The sequence below is a fragment of the Micromonospora citrea genome (genome assembly GCF_049629545.1).
GTDB classification, from domain to species: domain Bacteria; phylum Actinomycetota; class Actinomycetes; order Mycobacteriales; family Micromonosporaceae; genus Micromonospora; species Micromonospora citrea_A.
Map to the genome: position 1 here is coordinate 140,641 of NZ_JBNADX010000008.1, position 16,748 is coordinate 157,388.

Genomic DNA, 16,748 nt, shown 5'->3' on the forward strand with positions numbered 1-16,748 from the left:
CCCCGACCCCGGGGGCGCACTTTCAGAGAATGAGTGGCTATTTCTCGTCGGATAGCCACTCATTCCCTGAAAGTGCGGCGAGGTTCGCACTCGTCGGTGCGGAGGGGGGCGGGGTGTTGTCCACAGGGGGTTATGGGCGCGGGATGGGAGTGCCAGGGTAGAGGGGTGGCTCGGACACCTCGACGGCCGGCGGAACTTGTCGGGCAGATATTCTTCGCACGCGAAGTCATTCATCGCGGGCTGCTGACGAAGAATGACCTCCGCACCAGCGCTTGGCGGCGGGTGTTCCACAACGTGTACGCCGACGCCCGACTGAAGTTGACACATAGGACTCGATGCCGCGCCGCCGCGTCGTGGCTGTTCCCACCCGGCTGTGCGATCGCCGGCAGGTCGGCGGTCGCTCTGCACGGCGGCGTGACTCCTCGTCCTGACGATCCGGTCGAGGTGGTCGTCCAGCCGGTGTCACGGTTCGGTCCGCTGGCCGGATTCCTCATCCATGTCGCCGGGTGGCGCGAGGGTGAGGTACAACGTCTTGACGGGTGCGCCGTCACCACACCTGTCCGTACCTGCTGGGACGTCGCGAATTGGCTCGACCTCACCGAGGCCGTGGCCCTGATCGACTCGCTCCGCCACGTCCATGCGGTCACCCTGCCCGAACTGGAGAAGTACCTCTCGCAGCACCGCGGCGAACGAGGCTGGCGCAAGTTCGCCGAGGCGGTCAGCCTGAGCGACGGCGGCGCCGAGTCGGTGCCCGAGTCACGGCTTCGCGTGCGCCTCGTCAGGGCGGGCCTTCCCCGCCCGGTCACCCAGCATGTGATAGAGCGGGCTGGGCGCTTCATCGCCCGGGTGGATCTGGCCTGGCCCGAACTCAAGATCGCCATCGAGTACGACGGCCTCTGGCACCACGACCCCGCCCAACTTCACCGCGATCGCCAACGCCTCAACAAGCTCCTCGGCGAAGAGTGGATCGTCCTCCACGTGACGAGCAAACGCATGCGAGAAGACTTCGACGCCTTCCTCGCCGAGGTCGAGGCAGCCCTCCGCTCCCGAGCCCCTCACCCTTCCTGACCCCTGCACCCGCGCACTTACAGAGAAAGAGTGGCCATTCCTCGTCAAATGGCCACTCTTTCTCTGTAAGTGCGCGGGGCGGTGGTGCGGGAGCGCGGCGCAGGGGGTCAGGCGGAGAGGTGCTTCTCCAGGTCGTCGAGGATCTTGTTGGCGGCGCCGACACCGATGCCGGTCATCCAGACCTCGTCGGAGACCACGTGCGACTTACCGGCCTTGACGGCGGACAGGCCCTGCCAGAGGCTGCCCGCGGTGACCCTGGTCTGCTCGGCGGCGGCCTTCTCGCCGTACGCGGTCACGAAGATCACGTCGCCGTCGACCTCGTTGATCCGCTCGGCGCTGACCAGGTCGAAGCGCTTGTCCTCCTTGCCCGCCAGGCGCTGCCGCTCGGGGCGGCCCAGCCCGGTGTCGCCGATGACGATGCCGGAGAAGGAGTCCGGGCCGTACACCCGGATGTTGCCCGGGATGAAGCGGACGATGGAAATCTCGCGCGACGCGGCGTCGCCCAGCTTCGCGCCGAAGTCCCTCGCCCGCTTCTCGTAGCCGGCGAGCAGGTCCTTGGCCTGCTGCTCCTTGCCCAGCGCCGCGCCGTCGAGCAGGAGGTTCTCCTTCCAGGTGATGCCGACCTTTTCGGTGAAGACGGTCGGGGCGATAGCGCTGAGCTCGTCGTAGAACTTCTCCTGGCGGAACTTGCTGCCGAGGATCAGGTCCGGCTTCAGCGCGGTGATCGCCTCCAGGTCGGGCTCGGTGAGCACGCCGACCTCGGTGATGCCGGCGAGCTTCTCCGCACCGAAGTAGGTCGGCCAGCTCCGCGCCTCACCGGCGGTGGCGGCGCCGACCGGCGTGACGCCGAGCGAGAGCGCGGTGTCGATCTTGTCGGTGTCGAGCACCACGACCCGCTTCGGGTCGGCCGGCACCTTGGTGGCGCCCATGGCGTGGGTGATCTCCCGGGTCTCACCGGCGGGGGTGCCGGCGACCGGGTCGCTCTCCCCGCAGGCGGTCAGGCCCACGCCGAGGGCGAGGGCCGCGGTGAGGGTTGCGGCGAGACGACGCATCAGTGTCCTTTCGAGGGGTACGTGCCGACGCGCGGGTCACCCGCGTCGTCTGCGGAGGGGCGGGCCGCCGGAGCGGTCGGGCCCACCGGGTCGGAGTCGGCCGGGCGGGAGCCGGCAGGGCCGCTGTCGGACGGACCGGAGCCGGCCGGGCGGGAGTCAGCAGGGCCGGACAGCGGCAGGGAGCCGGCCGGGCCGGAGTCGGCCGGGCCGGAGTCGGCCGGGCCGGAGTCGGCCGGGCCGGAGTCGGCCGGGCCGGAGTCGGCCGGGCCGGAGTCGGCCGGGCCGGAGTCGGCCGGGCCGGAGTCGGCCGGGCCGGAGTCGGCCGGGCCGGAGTCGGCCGGGCCGGAAGCCGCCTGATCGGCGACGGCCGGGGCGGAGCCGGTGGGAGGCGCCGGCGGGGTCAGGGACGGGCAGGTGAGGGCGGGCACCACCAGCGGCGCGCCGGTCACCGGGCAGGGCACCACCACACAGTCCAGGCCGAAGACGTCCCGCACCAGGTCGGCGGTGAGGATGTCGCGGGGCGCCCCGGTGGCGACCACCCGCCCGGCCCGCATGGCGACGAGGTGGTCGGCGTAGCGGGCGGCCTGGTTGAGGTCGTGCAGCACGGCGACCACGGTGCGCCCCCGCTCGGCGCGCAGCCGGTGCAGCAGGTCCAGCACCTCCACCTGGTGAGCCAGGTCGAGGAACGTGGTCGGCTCGTCCAGCAGCAGCGCCTCGGTGTCCTGGGCGAGGGTCATCGCGATCCAGACCCGCTGCCGCTGCCCGCCGGAGAGGGTGTCCACCGGCCGGTCGGCCAGCCCCGCGACGTCGGCGAGCGCCATCGCCCGGTCCACCGCCTCGGCGTCCTGCTCGGACCACTGCCGCCACCACCGCTGGTACGGCTGCCGTCCGCGACCGACCAGGTCGGCGACGGTGACCCCCTCGGGCACCAGCGGGCTCTGCGGCAGCACGCCGAGCCGGCGGGCCACCTCGCGGGTGGGCAGGTCCCGGATCGCGGTGCCGTCGAGCAGCACCGCGCCGCGCCGGGGGGTGAGCAGCCGGGCCATGGTGCGCAGCAGGGTGGACTTGCCGCAGGCGTTCGGCCCGACGATGACGGTGAACGCGTCGGCGGGCAGCGCCAGGTCGAGCCCGTCGAGCACGGTCCGGTCGTCGTAGCCGACGACCAGGTCGCGGGTGGCGAGCATGGCGTCTCCTCGGGCGGGGATGGTCGTCACGCGGACCGCCTGCGGCCACGGACGAGCAGGAACATCAGGTACGGCCCACCGATGGCGGCGGTCAGCACGCCCGCCGGCAGTTGGGTGGGGGCGAGCAGCCGCCGGCCGGCGAGGTCGGCCAGCACCAGCAGCAGCGCGCCGAGCAGCGCGGCGCAGACCAGCGGTGGCCGCTCGGCCCGGACCAGCCGGCGGGCCAGTTGCGGGGCGACCAGGGCGACGAAGTCCACCGCGCCGACCTGGGCGGTGACCGTCGCGGCGAGCACCACGCCGGTGGCGGCCAGGCCGATCCGGCGGGCCACCGGGCGCAGCCCGACCCCCCGGGCGGTGTCGTCGTCGAGCGCGGCGCTGTTGAGCGCCCAGCCGGCCCAGGCCAGCACCGGCAGGAGCGTGGCCAGGGTGACCACGATCCACAGGGTCTCGGTCCAGCCCCTGCCGGCCAGGGTGCCGATCAGCCAGACCTGCGCCCGCAGCCCGTCGATCGGGTCGGCGGTGAGCATGACCACCTCGGTCAGCGCCCGCAGGGCGAAGGCGACGGCGACCCCGGCCAGCACGAACCGCTGGGCGGCCAGCCCGTGCCGGGCGCCGAGGGCGAGCAGCAGCAGCGCGGCGGCCAGCCCGCCGAGCAGCGCCGCCGGGGCGACCAGCACGGCGGCGGCCCCGGTGGTGATGGCCACGGTGGCGGCCAGTCCCGCACCCTGGGTGATGCCGACGACGTCGGGGCTGGCGATCGGGTTGCGGGCGACGCTCTGGATCAGCGTGCCGGCGATGCCGAAGGTCGCGCCGGCCGCCGCGGCCAGCACCAGGCGGGGCAGTCGCAGGTCGAGCACGACCAGGTCGTACGGGGTGCCGGCGCCGGAGAGCGCACGCAGCACGTCGACCGGGGCGACGTACGGGGTGCCGAGCGAGAGGCTGAGCACCGCGGCGGCGGCGAGCAGCCCGGTGCAGGCGAGCGCCACCAGCACGGCGCGGCGGCGGATCTGGAGGCTGACCGGCCCGACCCGCAGCAGCGACCGCCCGGGCAGCCCGGTGGTACGGCCGGTCGTGCGCATCGGCGCTGCCTCGGTCCGCGAGCGCGCGTCCCGCAGCCCCGGCGCACGTCCCGCGCTCACGCCGTCACGACCTTCGCGCGACGCACCAGGTACGCCAGCAGCGGCGCGCCGATCAGCGCGGTGATGATCCCGGCGGGCACCTCGCCGGGCGGGGCGATCAGCCGTCCGACGATGTCCGCGCCGAGCAGCAGGGCCGGGCCGAGCAGGGCGGAGACGGCCAGCGTCCAGCGGTGGTCGGCGCCGACCAGGGCCCGGGCCAGGTGCGGCACGGCGAGCCCGACGAAGGCGACCGGCCCGGCGGCGGCGACCGCGGCGCCGGTGAGCAGCACGGCCGCCGCGCCGCCGCCGAGGCGGACCAGACCGATGCGGTGTCCGAGACCCCGGGCGACGTCGTCGCCGAGGGCGAGCGCGTCGAGGCCCCGGGCGACCAGCACGGCCAGCACCAGGCCGGCGAGGACGAAGGGCAGCACCTGCCCGGTGACCGACAGGTCCCGGCCGGTGAGCCCGCCGACGACCCAGAACCGGTACTCCTCGAAGGTGCGGGCGTCGATGCTGAGCAGCGCGTACACGGCGGAGGCGAGGCTGGCGTCGAGCGCCGCACCGATCAGGGCGAGGGTGACCGGGCTGGCGCCCTCGCGGGTGCGGTTGGCCACGGCGAAGACGAGCAGCCCGGCGCCGAGGGCGCCGGCGACGCCGAACCAGACGTATCCGGCGAGGCTGCTGATCCCGAGGACGGCGATGGCCAGTACGACGCCGAACGACGCGCCGGCGCTGATGCCGAGGATGCGGGGCTCGGCGAGCGGGTTGCGGGTGAGCGCCTGGAACAGCACGCCGGCGACGGCCAGCGCCAGGCCGACGACCAGGCCGAGGGCGGTACGCGGCAGCCGCAGCTCACGCACGATGGTGCTGGCGGTTCCTCCGTCCGGGGCGACCAGCGCGGCCCACACCTGGCCGGGGGCGAGCGGGCGGCTGCCGAGGGCGAGGCTGGCCAGCACGGCGAGCGCCAGCGCGAGTCCGGCAGCGACGGCGATCGCCGTGCGGCGACCCCGGTGCCCGCCGCGCGGGGCGGCCACGGGGCGTACGGCGAGGGTGGTCACGATGCTCCTGAGCAGGACTAAGGTTCGCCTTACCTTAGCCGAGGAGCTTAGGGTGTCCTAACCGACCCTCCTCGATCGATGGCCGCACACCGGCTGGCCACCCGTCCGGACCCGCCCACCGGGTAGCCGGCCGTGAGCGGGATGAATGCCGGCATCCGGCAAGAGTGGGACGAAGCACGCGCCGGTGTGCCTAGGCTCCGGGTATGCGATTCGACCAGCACACCCTCGTCCTCCTGGTCCGCCCGGCGGACGCGCCGGAGCTGCCGCGCGACGCCGCCGACCTGCTGCGCGACGCCCACCTGGCGCACCAGAAGGGGCTGGTGGAGCAGGGGCTCGTGCTCGCCGCCGGGCCGTTCCTGGACCCGGACGACGAGACGCTGCGCGGCCTCGCCGTGCTGCCGATCAGCCCGGTGGAGGCCCGGGAGCTGTACGCGAACGACCCGGCGGTGCGCTCCGGGCAACTGGTCGCCCACGTGACGAGCTGGCTGGTGCCCGAGGGCAACGTGCGCTACGGCGAGGTCGCCGTGCCCCGCTCGATGCTGGAGGCGGCGGCCGGCGACTGAGCGGCTCAGTCCTCCGAGGCCGGGCGGCTGCTCGGCACGGTCGGCATCGGCCACTGCCCGGTCCGCACGATCGCCGACGGGTCGAGCTGCTGGTCGGCCCAGACGTACGTCTCGGGCAGCAGCTCCCGCACCGGCACCGGCCGCAGGGCGTCCATCGGCCCGAGGATCACCTTGATCGACGGGAAGTAGTCGAGCAGCACCTGACGGCACCGCCCGCAGGGCGGGAGCACCCCCCGGCCCCGGTCCCCCACCGCGACGATGGCCTCCAGCTCACCGACGCCCTGGGTCGCGGCGGCGCCGATCGCCACCACCTCGGCGCACGGGCCGCCGGTGAAGTGGTAGACGTTCACGCCGGTGAAGACCCGGCCGTCGGCCGTACGGGCGGCGGCGGCGACGGTGTGGTTGTCGCTGCGGCAGCGCAGCTTGGCGACCGCGGTGGCGGCCTGCACCAGCGCGCGGTCGGTGTCCAGCATCGTCATGTCGGCCCCCCGGTCGTGTCGGTGGGCGAAACTCTAGCCCGACCGGCGCGCCTGCCCCGGCAGCCAGGGGGTGTGGCGTGACCGGCAGGCGGGCGGCGGCCCGGTAACCCGGCGGCGGTCCGTCGTCGGGCTGCCTATCCTTGGCGACGACATGCAGAATCCAGCCGCACCCGCCGAGGCCGTGACCGTCCGCGAGCTGCACCGCCGCCTCACCCCCCTGATGTTCCGCGACCAGCGCCGCCTGCAGCGACGGCTGGACGGCATCCGCAAGCTCAGGGACCCGCAGCGCCGCGACGGCGCGCTGGCCGAGATCGCCACCGAGCTGGCGCGGGCCGAGGCGCGGCTGGAGAGCCGGCGGGCCGCCGTGCCGACGATCACCTACCCGGCACAGCTGCCGGTCAGCGAGCGCCGCGACGACATCGCCGCCGCCATCCGCGACCACCAGGTGGTGATCGTGGCCGGCGAGACCGGCTCCGGCAAGACCACCCAGCTGCCGAAGATCTGCCTGGAGCTGGGGCGCGGGGTCACCGGTCTGATCGGGCACACCCAGCCCCGCCGGCTGGCCGCCCGGACGGTCGCCGACCGGATCGCCGAGGAGCTCGGCACCGAGCTGGGCGACGTGGTCGGCTACAAGGTGCGGTTCACCGATCAGGTGGGCGAGAACAGCCTGGTCAAGCTGATGACCGACGGCATCCTGCTGGCGGAGTTGCAGACCGACCGGATGCTGCGCCAGTACGACACGTTGATCATCGACGAGGCGCACGAGCGCAGCCTCAACATCGACTTCATCCTCGGCTACCTCAAGCAGCTCCTGCCCCGCCGCCCGGACCTGAAGGTGATCATCACCTCGGCGACCATCGAGACCGACCGGTTCGCCCGGCACTTCGCCGGGCCACCGACCGAGGACGCGCCCGACGGCGAGCCGGCGCCGATCGTCGAGGTGTCCGGGCGGACGTACCCCGTGGAGGTGCGGTACCGGCCGCTGGTCGAGGTCAGCGAGGCCGACGAGGAGGACGAAGCCGACGAGGAGAACGTCCGGGACCAGATCCAGGCCATCGGCGACGCGGTCGAGGAGTTGGCCGCCGAGGGGCCCGGGGACGTCCTGGTCTTCCTCAGCGGCGAACGGGAGATCCGGGACACCGCCGAGGCACTGGGCAAACTGGTGCAGAAGCGACGGTCCCTGCTCGGCACCGAGATCCTGCCGCTGTACGCCCGGCTCTCCACCGCCGAGCAGCACCGGGTCTTCGCCCCGCACTCCGGCCGCCGGGTGGTGCTGGCCACCAACGTCGCGGAGACCTCGCTGACCGTGCCCGGCATCAAGTACGTGGTGGACCCGGGCACCGCCAGGATCTCCCGCTACTCCAGCCGGCTCAAGGTGCAGCGGCTGCCCATCGAGCCGGTCTCGCAGGCGTCGGCCAACCAGCGCAAGGGGCGCTGCGGCCGTACCTCGGACGGCATCTGCGTCCGCCTCTACGACGAGCAGGACTTCGCCTCGCGTCCCGAGTTCACCGACCCGGAGATCCTGCGCACCAACCTGGCCTCGGTCATCCTCCAGATGACCTCGATCGGGCTCGGTGACATCGCCGCGTTCCCGTTCATCGACCCGCCGGACCGGCGCAACGTCACCGACGGCGTCAACCTGCTGCACGAGCTGGGGGCGCTGGACCCGACGCAGACCGACCCGGCGAAGCGGCTCACCCCGCTCGGTCGGCGGCTGGCCCAGCTCCCGGTCGACCCCCGGCTGGCCCGGATGGTCCTCGAGGGCGAACGCAACGGCTGCGCCACCGAGGTGATCGTGATCGCCGCCGCGCTCTCCATCCAGGACCCGCGGGAGCGGCCGGCGGAGAAGCAGGCCCAGGCCGACCAGGCGCACGCCCGGTTCGCGGACAAGGAATCCGACTTCGTCGGGTACCTCAACCTGTGGCGTTACCTGCGCGAGCAGCAGCGGACGCTGTCGTCCAGCGCGTTCCGCCGGATGTGCAAGGCGGAGTACCTGAACTACCTGCGGGTCCGCGAGTGGCAGGACATCGTCAGCCAGGTGCGCCAGGTGCTGCGTACCCCGGAGGGAGGCCGCGGTGGCCGACCGGCGCGCGACGCCGACGGCGGCGGCCGGCGCTCAGCCGGCGCGGACCTGCCGGAGGAGATCGACACCCCGAAGGTGCACCAGTCGCTCCTGCCCGGCCTGCTGTCGCACATCGGGCTCAAGGACGCACAGAAGCACGAGTACCTGGGGGCGCGCGGCGCGAAGTTCGCGATCTTCCCCGGGTCCGCGCTGTTCAAGAAACCGCCGCGCTGGGTGATGGCCGCCGAGCTGGTGGAGACCTCCCGGCTGTGGGGCCGGGTGGCCGGCCGGGTCGAGCCGGAGTGGGTCGAACCGCTCGCCCAGCACCTGGTCAAACGCAGCTACAGCGAGCCGCACTGGGAGAAGAAGCAGGCCGCGGTGCTGGCCTACGAGAAGGTCACCCTGTACGGCATCCCGATCGTCACCTCCCGTAAGGTCAACTTCGGCCGGATCGACGCGGGCCTGAGCCGGGAGCTGTTCATCCGGCACGCCCTGGTCGAGGGCGACTGGTCCACCCACCACCGGTTCTGGACGGACAACCAGCGCCTGCTCGCCGAGATCGAGGAGCTGGAGAACCGGGCCCGGCGGCGGGACATCCTGGTCGACGACGAGACGATCTTCCAGTTCTACGACGAGCGGATCCCCGCCGACGTGGTCTCCGGACGGCACTTCGACGCCTGGTGGAAGACGGCCCGCCGGGAGCGGCCCGACCTGCTCACCTTCACCCGCGAGCTGCTGGTCAACGCGGGCCGGGGCGGCGTCGACGAGGCCGACTACCCGGACCAGTGGCGGGCCGGCGAGGTCGCCCTGCCGCTGACGTACACCTTCGACCCGACCGCACCCACCGACGGCGTCACCGTGGACATCCCGCTGCCGCTGCTCAACCAGGTGCCGGCGGAGAGCTTCGACTGGCAGGTGCCGGGGCTGCGCGAGGAACTGGTCGTCGCGCTGATCCGGTCGCTGCCCAAGGCGGTCCGGCGCAACTTCGTCCCGGTCCCGGACTACGCCCGCGCGGCGCTCGCCGCGATCACCCCGGGCGAGGAGCCGCTGCTCGACGCGCTGACCCGGCAGCTGCGCCGGATGACCGGGGTCACCGTGCCGCGCGAGGCGTGGGACCCGGCCAAGCTCCCGGCGCACCTGCGGGTCGGCTTCCGGGTGCTCGACGAGGAGAACAAGCCGGTCGCCGAGGGCAAGGACCTCACCGCCCTGCAACGCCGGCTCCGCCAGGAGGTACGCCAGGTCGTCGCCGCCGCCGCGCCGGACGTCGCCCGGACGGGCCTGACCCAGTGGAGCATCGACTCTCTCCCCCGCACCATCGAGCAGGTCCGGGCCGGGTACGCGGTGACCGCGTACCCGGGGCTGGTGGACGAGGGTACGACCGTCGGGGTGAAGGTCTTCGACTCCGAGGCCGAGCAGGCCGCCGCGCACTGGGCGGGCACCCGGCGGCTGCTGCGGCTGACCGTGCCGTCCCCGGCGAAGTTCCTTCAGGGCCGGCTGAGCAACGAGGCGAAGCTGGCGCTCAGCCGCAACCCGCACGGCGGGGTGCAGCAGCTGATCGAGGACGCGGCCGGCGCGGCGATCGACAAGCTGATCGGCGACGCGGGTGGCCCCGCCTGGGACGCCGAGGGCTTCACCGCGCTGCGCGACCGGGTCCGCGCCGACCTGGTCGACACCGTCGTCGAGGTGATGGACCGGGCCCGCAAGGTGCTCGCCGCCGCGTACGCCGTCGAGCAGCGCCTCGGCGCGACCAGGAACCTGGCCGTGGTGGCCGCCCTGGCCGACATCCGGGCCCAACTCACCGGTCTGGTGCACGCCGGCTTCCTCACCGAGACCGGGTACGCGCGCCTGCCCGACCTGCTGCGCTACCTCACCGCGATCGACCGGCGGCTGGACCGGCTCCCCGGCAACCCGCAGCGCGACAAGCAGCAGCAGGACCGCATCGCGGTGGTGCAGAAGGAGTACGCCGACCTGCTCGCCGCCCTGCCACCGTCGAAGCGGCAGTCGGCGGCGGTACGGCAGATCCGCTGGATGATCGAGGAGCTGCGGGTGAACGTCTTCGCCCAGGCGCTGGGTACCCCGTACCCGGTGTCGGAGCAGCGGATCTACCGGGCCATGGACGACGCCGAGGGGCGCTGACCCGCCCGCCGGTCAGCGCGCGGCCTGCCGGTGGCGGCCGCCCGGTGCCGGCGACCGGATGGCTCAGGCCGGGTGGCGTTGCACCTGCCGGACCGGCGCGGGGCCCGGACGCGGGCCACGCAGCACGCGCAGCATCCGGCCGGGCGTGAGCAGCCGGGTCGGCGGGTCGACCAGGTTGATCACCCGCAGGAAGGCCGCGCCGAGACCCGCGTCGGTGGTGGCCGCCGCGTGCAGCCGGGCGATGTAGGCGTTGACCAGCCGTACCTTGAGGGTGCGCCGGCCGGCGACCTCGGGGAAGCGCAGGTCGGTGCCGACCGAGATCTGCCACGGCGCGTCGATCAGCCGGGCCGCGCCCCGGTAGAAGCGCCGGGCCAGCCCGGCGTCGCCCTCGGCGAGCAGCCTGCGCAGCAGCAGCGCCTCCAGCGAGGCCACCGTGATGCCCTGCCCGTAGATCGGGTTGAAGCTGCACAGCGCGTCGGCGAAGACCAGGTGTCCCTCGGGCAGCCGGCGCAGCCGCTCGTAGCGGCGGCGGACGCTGGCCGGGTAGCGCATCCGGACCGGCTCGCTCGCCGGCAGCGCGGTACGCAGCAGCTCACCGATCTGCGGGGCGAACAGCGAGCCGGCGAACGCGGCCATGCCCTCGTCGTCGGTGGGCGGCTGCTCCCCCAGCACGCCGCTGAGCACCACGGCGAACCGGCCGTCCTCGTACGGGGCGACGATGCCGGCGCGCGGCCGGCCCGGCATCGCGTTGGCCAGCGCGCCGAGCAGCCCTTCCAGCTGGCCCGGCTCCCGGCGGTAGGTGCGGGTGACGTAGGTGACGTCGATCTCGACCCGCTCCTCGGGGGCGGTCGGGTAGTCCAGCTCGGCGAGCCAGACCGGGCTGCGGCTGCCCCGGCCACCGGCGTCGACCACCAGGTCGGCGTCGATGGCGATCTCGGTGCGGTCGTCCCCGCCGGGGACCACCCGCACCCCGGTGACGCGGGCCCCGTCGTCGGTGGTGAGCAGGCCGGTGACCTCGTGCCCGGCCAGCACCCGTACGCCGGGCAGGGCGGCGACCCGCTCCCGTACCACCTGTTCCAGCAGTGGCCGGCTCATGCCGTACGCGATCAGGTCGGAGGGGGCCCGGCGCATCCGGTGTCCGTCGTTGTACCAGTGCACCTCGCCGTGCAGGTCGACCGGGCAGGCGCCCCGGGCGGTCAGCTCCTCGCCGATGCCGGGGAACAGTTCGGCGAGCACCTGCCGTCCCCGGTCCAGCAGCACGTGCAGCTGGCGTCCCTGGGGCACGCCGCGGCGGCTGGTCGGGGTCGCCGGCAGGGCGTCCCGGTCGAGCAGCAGCACCTCGTCGTACGCGTCGCTCAGGGCGCGGGCGGCGAGCAGGCCGCCCATACTGGCGCCGACCACGACGGCGCGTCCGCTAGCTGCCATGCGGGCAGCGTAGGCAGGGCGCGGGCGGCGGCGCGTCTTCCAGAGTGCGCGACCGGCGGGCTCAGAGCGGCTCCACGCCCGGGGGCAGGTCGTCGCCGGCGGTGGCGTCGCCGACGTAGTCGAGCAGTATCCGGCGCAGCTCCCGACCGGCGTGGGTGGGCACCACGTCGCGTCGCCGGGCCACCGCGATGGTCCGCCGCACGCCGGGCGGGGCGAGCCGGGTGACCCGCACCCCGGCCCGGCGGGCGACCACGATGCCGGGCACCAGGGCGATACCCAGTCCCGCCTCGACGAAGCTGAGCACGGCGTCCATCTCGCCGCCGTCGACGGAGACGGTCGGCTCGAAGCCGGCGTCCCGGCATGCCTGGAGGGTGGCGTCGCGCAGGTCGTAGCCCTCGCGGAACATGACCAACGGCTGCCCGCGCAGGTCGGTGATGCGCAGTTGGCCGTCCGGGGTGGCGGCGGGCAGCGGGTCGACGGAGGCGACCACCAGGCTCTCCCGCAGGATCGGGTCGAGGCGCAGCCCCGGGTCGGCGCCCTGCGCCGGCATGATGATCAACGCGAGGTCGAGGTCGCCGCGCAGCAGGTCGCGGACCAGGTCCTGGGAGCCGCCCTCCTCCACCCGCAGGTCGACGGTGGGGTGGGCGTCGCGGAACCGGCGCAGCACCGGCGGGGCCAGCGAGGTGGCCAGGCTGGGGGTGGCCCCGAGGCGTACCCGTCCCCGGCGCAGGCCGACCAGCTCCTGCACCTCCCGGGTGGCGGTGTCCACGTCGGCGAGGATCCGCTTGGCCAGCGGCAGCAGCACCTCACCCGCCGCGGTGAGGGTGATGTTGCCCCTTACCCGCTCGAAGAGCGGGGCCCCGAGGTCGGTCTCCAGGGCGTGAATTTGCTTACTCAACGACGGCTGGGTTATGCCGACGATGTCGGCGGCTTGGGTGAAATGTCGTACTTCGGCGACCGCGACGAAGTACTTCAGCTGATGGAGCTGCATCTACATAGCTTACGGCTATCAAGACTGCGAGGTCGATGCATTGGACGACTGATCGAAGTCCTCCTAGCGTCGGTCGGGTGGTAATCACGAAAACTCGGTCGCCCATCCGCTCGAACGTCGGCCTCAAGGCCGTCATGGCGGTGACGGGCATTCTCCTGGTGCTCTTCCTCATCGCGCACATGCTCGGCAACCTGAAGATCTTCACGGGCGCCGAGGCCTTCAACCACTACGCGCACTGGCTGCGCGACCTGGGCACGCCGCTGCTGGCCCCGGGCTGGTACCTGTGGCTGCAGCGCGGAGTGCTCCTGGTCGCCCTGCTCGGCCACATCGCGGCCGCGACGGTGCTGGCGATGCGCGCCCGGGCCGCCCGCCCGGTCAGGTACGCCCACCGCAAGAAGGTCCAGGGCAGCTACGCCGCCCGCACCATGCGCTGGGGTGGTGTGATCATCGGGCTCTTCGTGATCTACCACATCCTCGACCTGACCACGGGTCACCTGAACCCGGTCGGCGACCCGACCCGGCCGCAGGCCAACGTGGTGGCGGACTTCGCGCCGGAACGCTGGTACGTGACCCTCTTCTACACCCTCGCGGTGGTCGCGCTCGGTTTCCACCTGCGGCACGGCGCCTTCAGCGCGTTCCGCAGCCTGGGCCAGCAGACGCCGAAGGGTGAACGCCGGGCGCGCAGCCTCGCGCTGATCTTCGCCGTCGCGCTGACCGTCGGCTACCTGGTGGTCCCGTTCGCCGTACTCATCGGATTGGTGCGCTGACCATGGATCTCTTCACCGAGGGCGACCCGATCGCCGACGCCAAGGCTCCCGAGGGCCCGATCGAGACCCGCTGGGAACGCCGCCGCTTCGAGGCCAAGCTGGTCAACCCGGCGAACCGCCGCAAGATGACCGTGATCGTGGTCGGCACCGGCCTGGCCGGCGGCTCCGCCGCGGCGACCCTGGCCGAGCAGGGCTATCGGGTCAGGTCCTACTGCTACCAGGACAGCCCGCGCCGGGCCCACTCGATCGCCGCGCAGGGCGGCATCAACGCGGCCAAGAACTACCGCAACGACGGCGACTCGATCCACCGGCTCTTCTACGACACCGTCAAGGGCGGCGACTTCCGCTCCCGCGAGTCGAACGTGCACCGGCTGGCCGAGGTGTCGGTCAACATCATCGACCAGTGCGTGGCGCAGGGCGTGCCGTTCGCCCGCGAGTACGGCGGACTGCTGGACACCCGCTCCTTCGGCGGCGCGCAGGTGCAGCGCACCTTCTACGCCCGCGGCCAGACGGGCCAGCAGCTGCTGCTCGGGGCGTACCAGGCGCTGGAGCGGCAGATCGGCCTGGGCAACGTGGAGATGAACGCCCGGCACGAGATGCTGGAGCTGGTCGTCGTCGACGGCCGGGCCCGGGGCATCGTCGTACGGGACCTGGTCACCGGCGAGATCAGCACCGAGATGGCGGACGCCGTCGTGCTCGCCTCCGGCGGGTACGGCAACGTCTTCTACCTCTCCACCAACGCCAAGGGCTGCAACGTCACGGCGACCTGGCGGGCGCACCGCAAGGGCGCGTACTTCGCCAACCCCTGCTACACGCAGATCCACCCGACCTGCATCCCGGTCTCCGGCGACCACCAGTCGAAGCTGACCCTGATGAGCGAGTCGCTGCGCAACGACGGCCGGGTGTGGGTGCCGAAGGCCAAGGGCGACGACCGCAGCCCCCGGGACATCCCCGAGGACGAGCGGGACTACTACCTGGAGCGGATCTACCCGTCCTTCGGCAACCTGGTCCCCCGGGACATCGCCTCCCGGGCCGCGAAGAACGTGTGCGACGAGGGGCGGGGCGTCGGGCCGACCAAGCTCGGCGTCTACCTCGACTTCGCCGACGCGATCGACCGGCTCGGCCGCAAGGCCATCGAGGCCAAGTACGGCAACCTCTTCGAGATGTACGAGCGGATCACCGGCGAGGACCCGTACGAGGTCCCGATGCGCATCTACCCCGCCGTGCACTACACGATGGGTGGCCTCTGGGTCGACTACGACCTCCAGTCGACCATCCCGGGCCTGTTCGTGATCGGTGAGGCGAACTTCTCCGACCACGGCGCGAACCGGCTCGGCGCCTCCGCGCTGATGCAGGGCCTGGCCGACGGCTACTTCGTGCTGCCCAGCACCATCGCCAACTACCTGGCGTCCGGCCCGCTGGAGAAGGTCGACGCCGGCCACCCGGAGGCGGTCGCGGCCCGCCGCGACGTCGAGGACCGGATCACCCGGCTGCTCGCGGTCGACGGCGACCGGACGGTGGACTCGTTCCACCGCGAGCTGGGCCAGATCATGTGGGAGCACTGCGGCATGGAGCGCAGTGAGGCCGGCCTGCGCAAGGCGATCGACGAGATCCGGACCCTGCGCGAGGAGTTCTGGCAGCGGGTCCGCGTCCCGGGCGACGGCGAGGGGCTCAACCAGTCGCTGGAGAAGGCCGGCCGGGTGGCCGACTTCTTCGAGCTGGCCGAGCTGATGTGCATCGACGCCCTGCACCGCGAGGAGTCCTGCGGCGGCCACTTCCGGGCCGAGCACCAGACCCCCGACGGCGAGGCGCAGCGCGACGACGACCGGTTCGCCTACGTGGCCGCCTGGGAGTACACCGGCACCGATGAGCCGGCCGTGCTGCACAAGGAAGACCTGAAGTTCGAATACGTCCACCCCACGCAGCGGAGCTACAAGTGAATCTGACCCTGCGCATCTGGCGCCAGAAGGGCCCTGAGGACAAGGGTCGGATGGTGACCTACCAGGTCGACGACGTCTCCCCCGACATGTCGTTCCTGGAGATGCTCGACGTGCTCAACGAGCGGCTCATCCTTACCGGTGACGAGCCGATCGCGTTCGACCACGACTGCCGCGAGGGCATCTGCGGCATGTGCGGCCTCATGATCAACGGCGACGCGCACGGGCCGCAGCGCGGCACCACCGCCTGCCAGCTGCACATGCGGCAGTTCTCCGACGGCGAGACGATCGACATCGAGCCGTGGCGGGCCCGGGCCTTCCCGGTCATCAAGGACCTGGTGGTCAACCGCAACGCCTTCGACCGGATCATCGCCGCCGGCGGCTACGTCACCGCCCCGACCGGCAGCGCCCCCGAGGCGCACTCCACCCCGGTGCCCAAGGCCGACGCCGACGCCGCCTTCGAGTCGGCCGCCTGCATCGGCTGCGGCGCCTGCGTGGCGGCCTGCCCGAACGGTTCCGGCATGCTCTTCACCGCCGCCAAGATCACCCAGCTCTCGCTGCTGCCGCAGGGCCAGCCCGAGCGCTACACCCGGGTGATCGGCATGGTGGACGCGCACGACGAGGCCGGCTTCGGCGGCTGCACCAACGCCGGTGAGTGCACGGCAGTCTGCCCGAAGGGCATCCCGCTGGACACCATCGGCCGGCTCAACCGCGACTACCTGCTGGCGACGACGAAGCGGGGCAACACCCCGGGCTCCTGACGCCGCCGTCCGCGTACCGACCGCCGCATCCCTTCCGGGGTGCGGCGGTCGGCGTTTCGGCCGGGGTACGCCGGGAACGCAACGGCCCACCCGGGCCGACCCGGGGCGTGCCGGCCTCGCCGGTTCAACCTGCCCGCTGCGGGTAGC

General features: G+C 72.9%; 12 protein-coding genes and 1 pseudogene. 6 read left to right on the forward strand and 7 right to left on the reverse strand.

Annotated features, from left to right (window positions below; all coding sequences use genetic code 11):
• Positions 1-165 precede the first annotated feature (165 nt).
• A complete protein-coding gene (locus ACPFP2_RS11815) occupies positions 166-1,068 on the forward strand; it encodes an endonuclease domain-containing protein (protein ID WP_424088865.1) in 903 nt (300 codons plus the stop codon).
• Between the two features lie 107 nt (positions 1,069-1,175).
• On the opposite strand, the gene ACPFP2_RS11820 is transcribed toward ACPFP2_RS11815, so the two are convergent.
• The 4 genes and pseudogenes from ACPFP2_RS11820 to ACPFP2_RS11835 all read right to left on the reverse strand — a co-directional run bounded on the left by ACPFP2_RS11820 (position 1,176) and on the right by ACPFP2_RS11835 (position 5,480).
• Positions 1,176-2,120, reverse strand: a complete 945-nt coding sequence (locus ACPFP2_RS11820) for an ABC transporter substrate-binding protein (RefSeq protein ID WP_424088866.1) — start codon at positions 2,118-2,120, stop codon at positions 1,176-1,178.
• A 419-nt stretch (positions 2,121-2,539) separates the two neighbouring features.
• Positions 2,540-3,304 (reverse strand): annotated as a pseudogene (locus ACPFP2_RS11825) (ABC transporter ATP-binding protein); the annotation flags it as partial.
• Positions 3,305-3,330: 26 nt separating this feature from the next.
• Positions 3,331-4,443: a FecCD family ABC transporter permease gene (locus ACPFP2_RS11830; RefSeq protein ID WP_424088868.1), complete on the reverse strand. Its 1,113-nt coding sequence runs from the start codon at positions 4,441-4,443 to the stop codon at positions 3,331-3,333.
• Positions 4,440-5,480, reverse strand: coding sequence for a FecCD family ABC transporter permease (locus tag ACPFP2_RS11835; RefSeq protein ID WP_424088870.1), 1,041 nt, complete (start codon positions 5,478-5,480; stop codon positions 4,440-4,442). The genes ACPFP2_RS11830 and ACPFP2_RS11835 overlap by 4 nt, the downstream gene beginning before the upstream one ends.
• Positions 5,481-5,683: 203 nt before the next feature.
• On the opposite strand from ACPFP2_RS11835, the gene ACPFP2_RS11840 reads away from it, so the two are divergent.
• A complete protein-coding gene (locus tag ACPFP2_RS11840; RefSeq protein WP_424088872.1) occupies positions 5,684-6,043 on the forward strand; it encodes a YciI family protein in 360 nt (119 codons plus the stop codon).
• Positions 6,044-6,048: 5 nt separating this feature from the next.
• On the opposite strand, the gene ACPFP2_RS11845 is transcribed toward ACPFP2_RS11840, so the two are convergent.
• A complete protein-coding gene (locus ACPFP2_RS11845; RefSeq protein ID WP_424088874.1) occupies positions 6,049-6,522 on the reverse strand; it encodes a cytidine deaminase family protein in 474 nt (157 codons plus the stop codon).
• Positions 6,523-6,673: 151 nt separating this feature from the next.
• On the opposite strand from ACPFP2_RS11845, the gene hrpA reads away from it, so the two are divergent.
• Complete coding sequence (hrpA, locus tag ACPFP2_RS11850; RefSeq protein ID WP_424088876.1) at positions 6,674-10,720, forward strand: ATP-dependent RNA helicase HrpA; 4,047 nt, start codon at positions 6,674-6,676, stop codon at positions 10,718-10,720.
• A gap of 63 nt (positions 10,721-10,783) precedes the next feature.
• Here hrpA and ACPFP2_RS11855 read toward each other — a convergent pair whose 3' ends face one another.
• Complete coding sequence (locus tag ACPFP2_RS11855; protein ID WP_424088878.1) at positions 10,784-12,145, reverse strand: FAD-dependent oxidoreductase; 1,362 nt, start codon at positions 12,143-12,145, stop codon at positions 10,784-10,786.
• 61 nt (positions 12,146-12,206) lie between these two features.
• Positions 12,207-13,136, reverse strand: coding sequence for a LysR family transcriptional regulator (locus tag ACPFP2_RS11860; RefSeq protein WP_424088880.1), 930 nt, complete (start codon positions 13,134-13,136; stop codon positions 12,207-12,209).
• A gap of 35 nt (positions 13,137-13,171) precedes the next feature.
• Between ACPFP2_RS11860 and ACPFP2_RS11865 the strand changes: the two genes are divergently transcribed.
• From ACPFP2_RS11865 to ACPFP2_RS11875, 3 genes are read left to right on the forward strand one after another with little or no spacing between them, the layout of a single operon-like run.
• Positions 13,172-13,903, forward strand: a complete 732-nt coding sequence (locus ACPFP2_RS11865; RefSeq protein WP_424088882.1) for a succinate dehydrogenase cytochrome b subunit — start codon at positions 13,172-13,174, stop codon at positions 13,901-13,903.
• 2 nt (positions 13,904-13,905) lie between these two features.
• Positions 13,906-15,843 carry a fumarate reductase/succinate dehydrogenase flavoprotein subunit gene (locus ACPFP2_RS11870; RefSeq protein WP_424088884.1) on the forward strand — a complete coding sequence of 646 codons (1,938 nt, stop codon included), beginning with the start codon at positions 13,906-13,908 and terminating at the stop codon, positions 15,841-15,843.
• Positions 15,840-16,601, forward strand: coding sequence for a succinate dehydrogenase/fumarate reductase iron-sulfur subunit (locus ACPFP2_RS11875; protein WP_424088886.1), 762 nt, complete (start codon positions 15,840-15,842; stop codon positions 16,599-16,601). The genes ACPFP2_RS11870 and ACPFP2_RS11875 overlap by 4 nt, the downstream gene beginning before the upstream one ends.
• Positions 16,602-16,748: the final 147 nt, after the last annotated feature.

What these genes read in the sequence shown, in the direction of transcription:
- ACPFP2_RS11865 (WP_424088882.1), top strand. Translation starts at nt 13,172, where the DNA reads ATGCATTGGACGACTGATCGAAGTCCTCCTAGCGTCGGTCGGGTGGTA.
- ACPFP2_RS11840 (WP_424088872.1), top strand. Translation starts at nt 5,684, where the DNA reads ATGCGATTCGACCAGCACACCCTCGTCCTCCTGGTCCGCCCGGCGGAC.
- ACPFP2_RS11855 (WP_424088878.1), bottom strand. Translation starts at nt 12,145, where the DNA reads ATGGCAGCTAGCGGACGCGCCGTCGTGGTCGGCGCCAGTATGGGCGGC.
- ACPFP2_RS11860 (WP_424088880.1), bottom strand. Translation starts at nt 13,136, where the DNA reads ATGCAGCTCCATCAGCTGAAGTACTTCGTCGCGGTCGCCGAAGTACGA.
- hrpA (WP_424088876.1), top strand. Translation starts at nt 6,674, where the DNA reads ATGCAGAATCCAGCCGCACCCGCCGAGGCCGTGACCGTCCGCGAGCTG.
- ACPFP2_RS11845 (WP_424088874.1), bottom strand. Translation starts at nt 6,522, where the DNA reads ATGACGATGCTGGACACCGACCGCGCGCTGGTGCAGGCCGCCACCGCG.
- ACPFP2_RS11820 (WP_424088866.1), bottom strand. Translation starts at nt 2,120, where the DNA reads ATGCGTCGTCTCGCCGCAACCCTCACCGCGGCCCTCGCCCTCGGCGTG.
- ACPFP2_RS11870 (WP_424088884.1), top strand. Translation starts at nt 13,906, where the DNA reads ATGGATCTCTTCACCGAGGGCGACCCGATCGCCGACGCCAAGGCTCCC.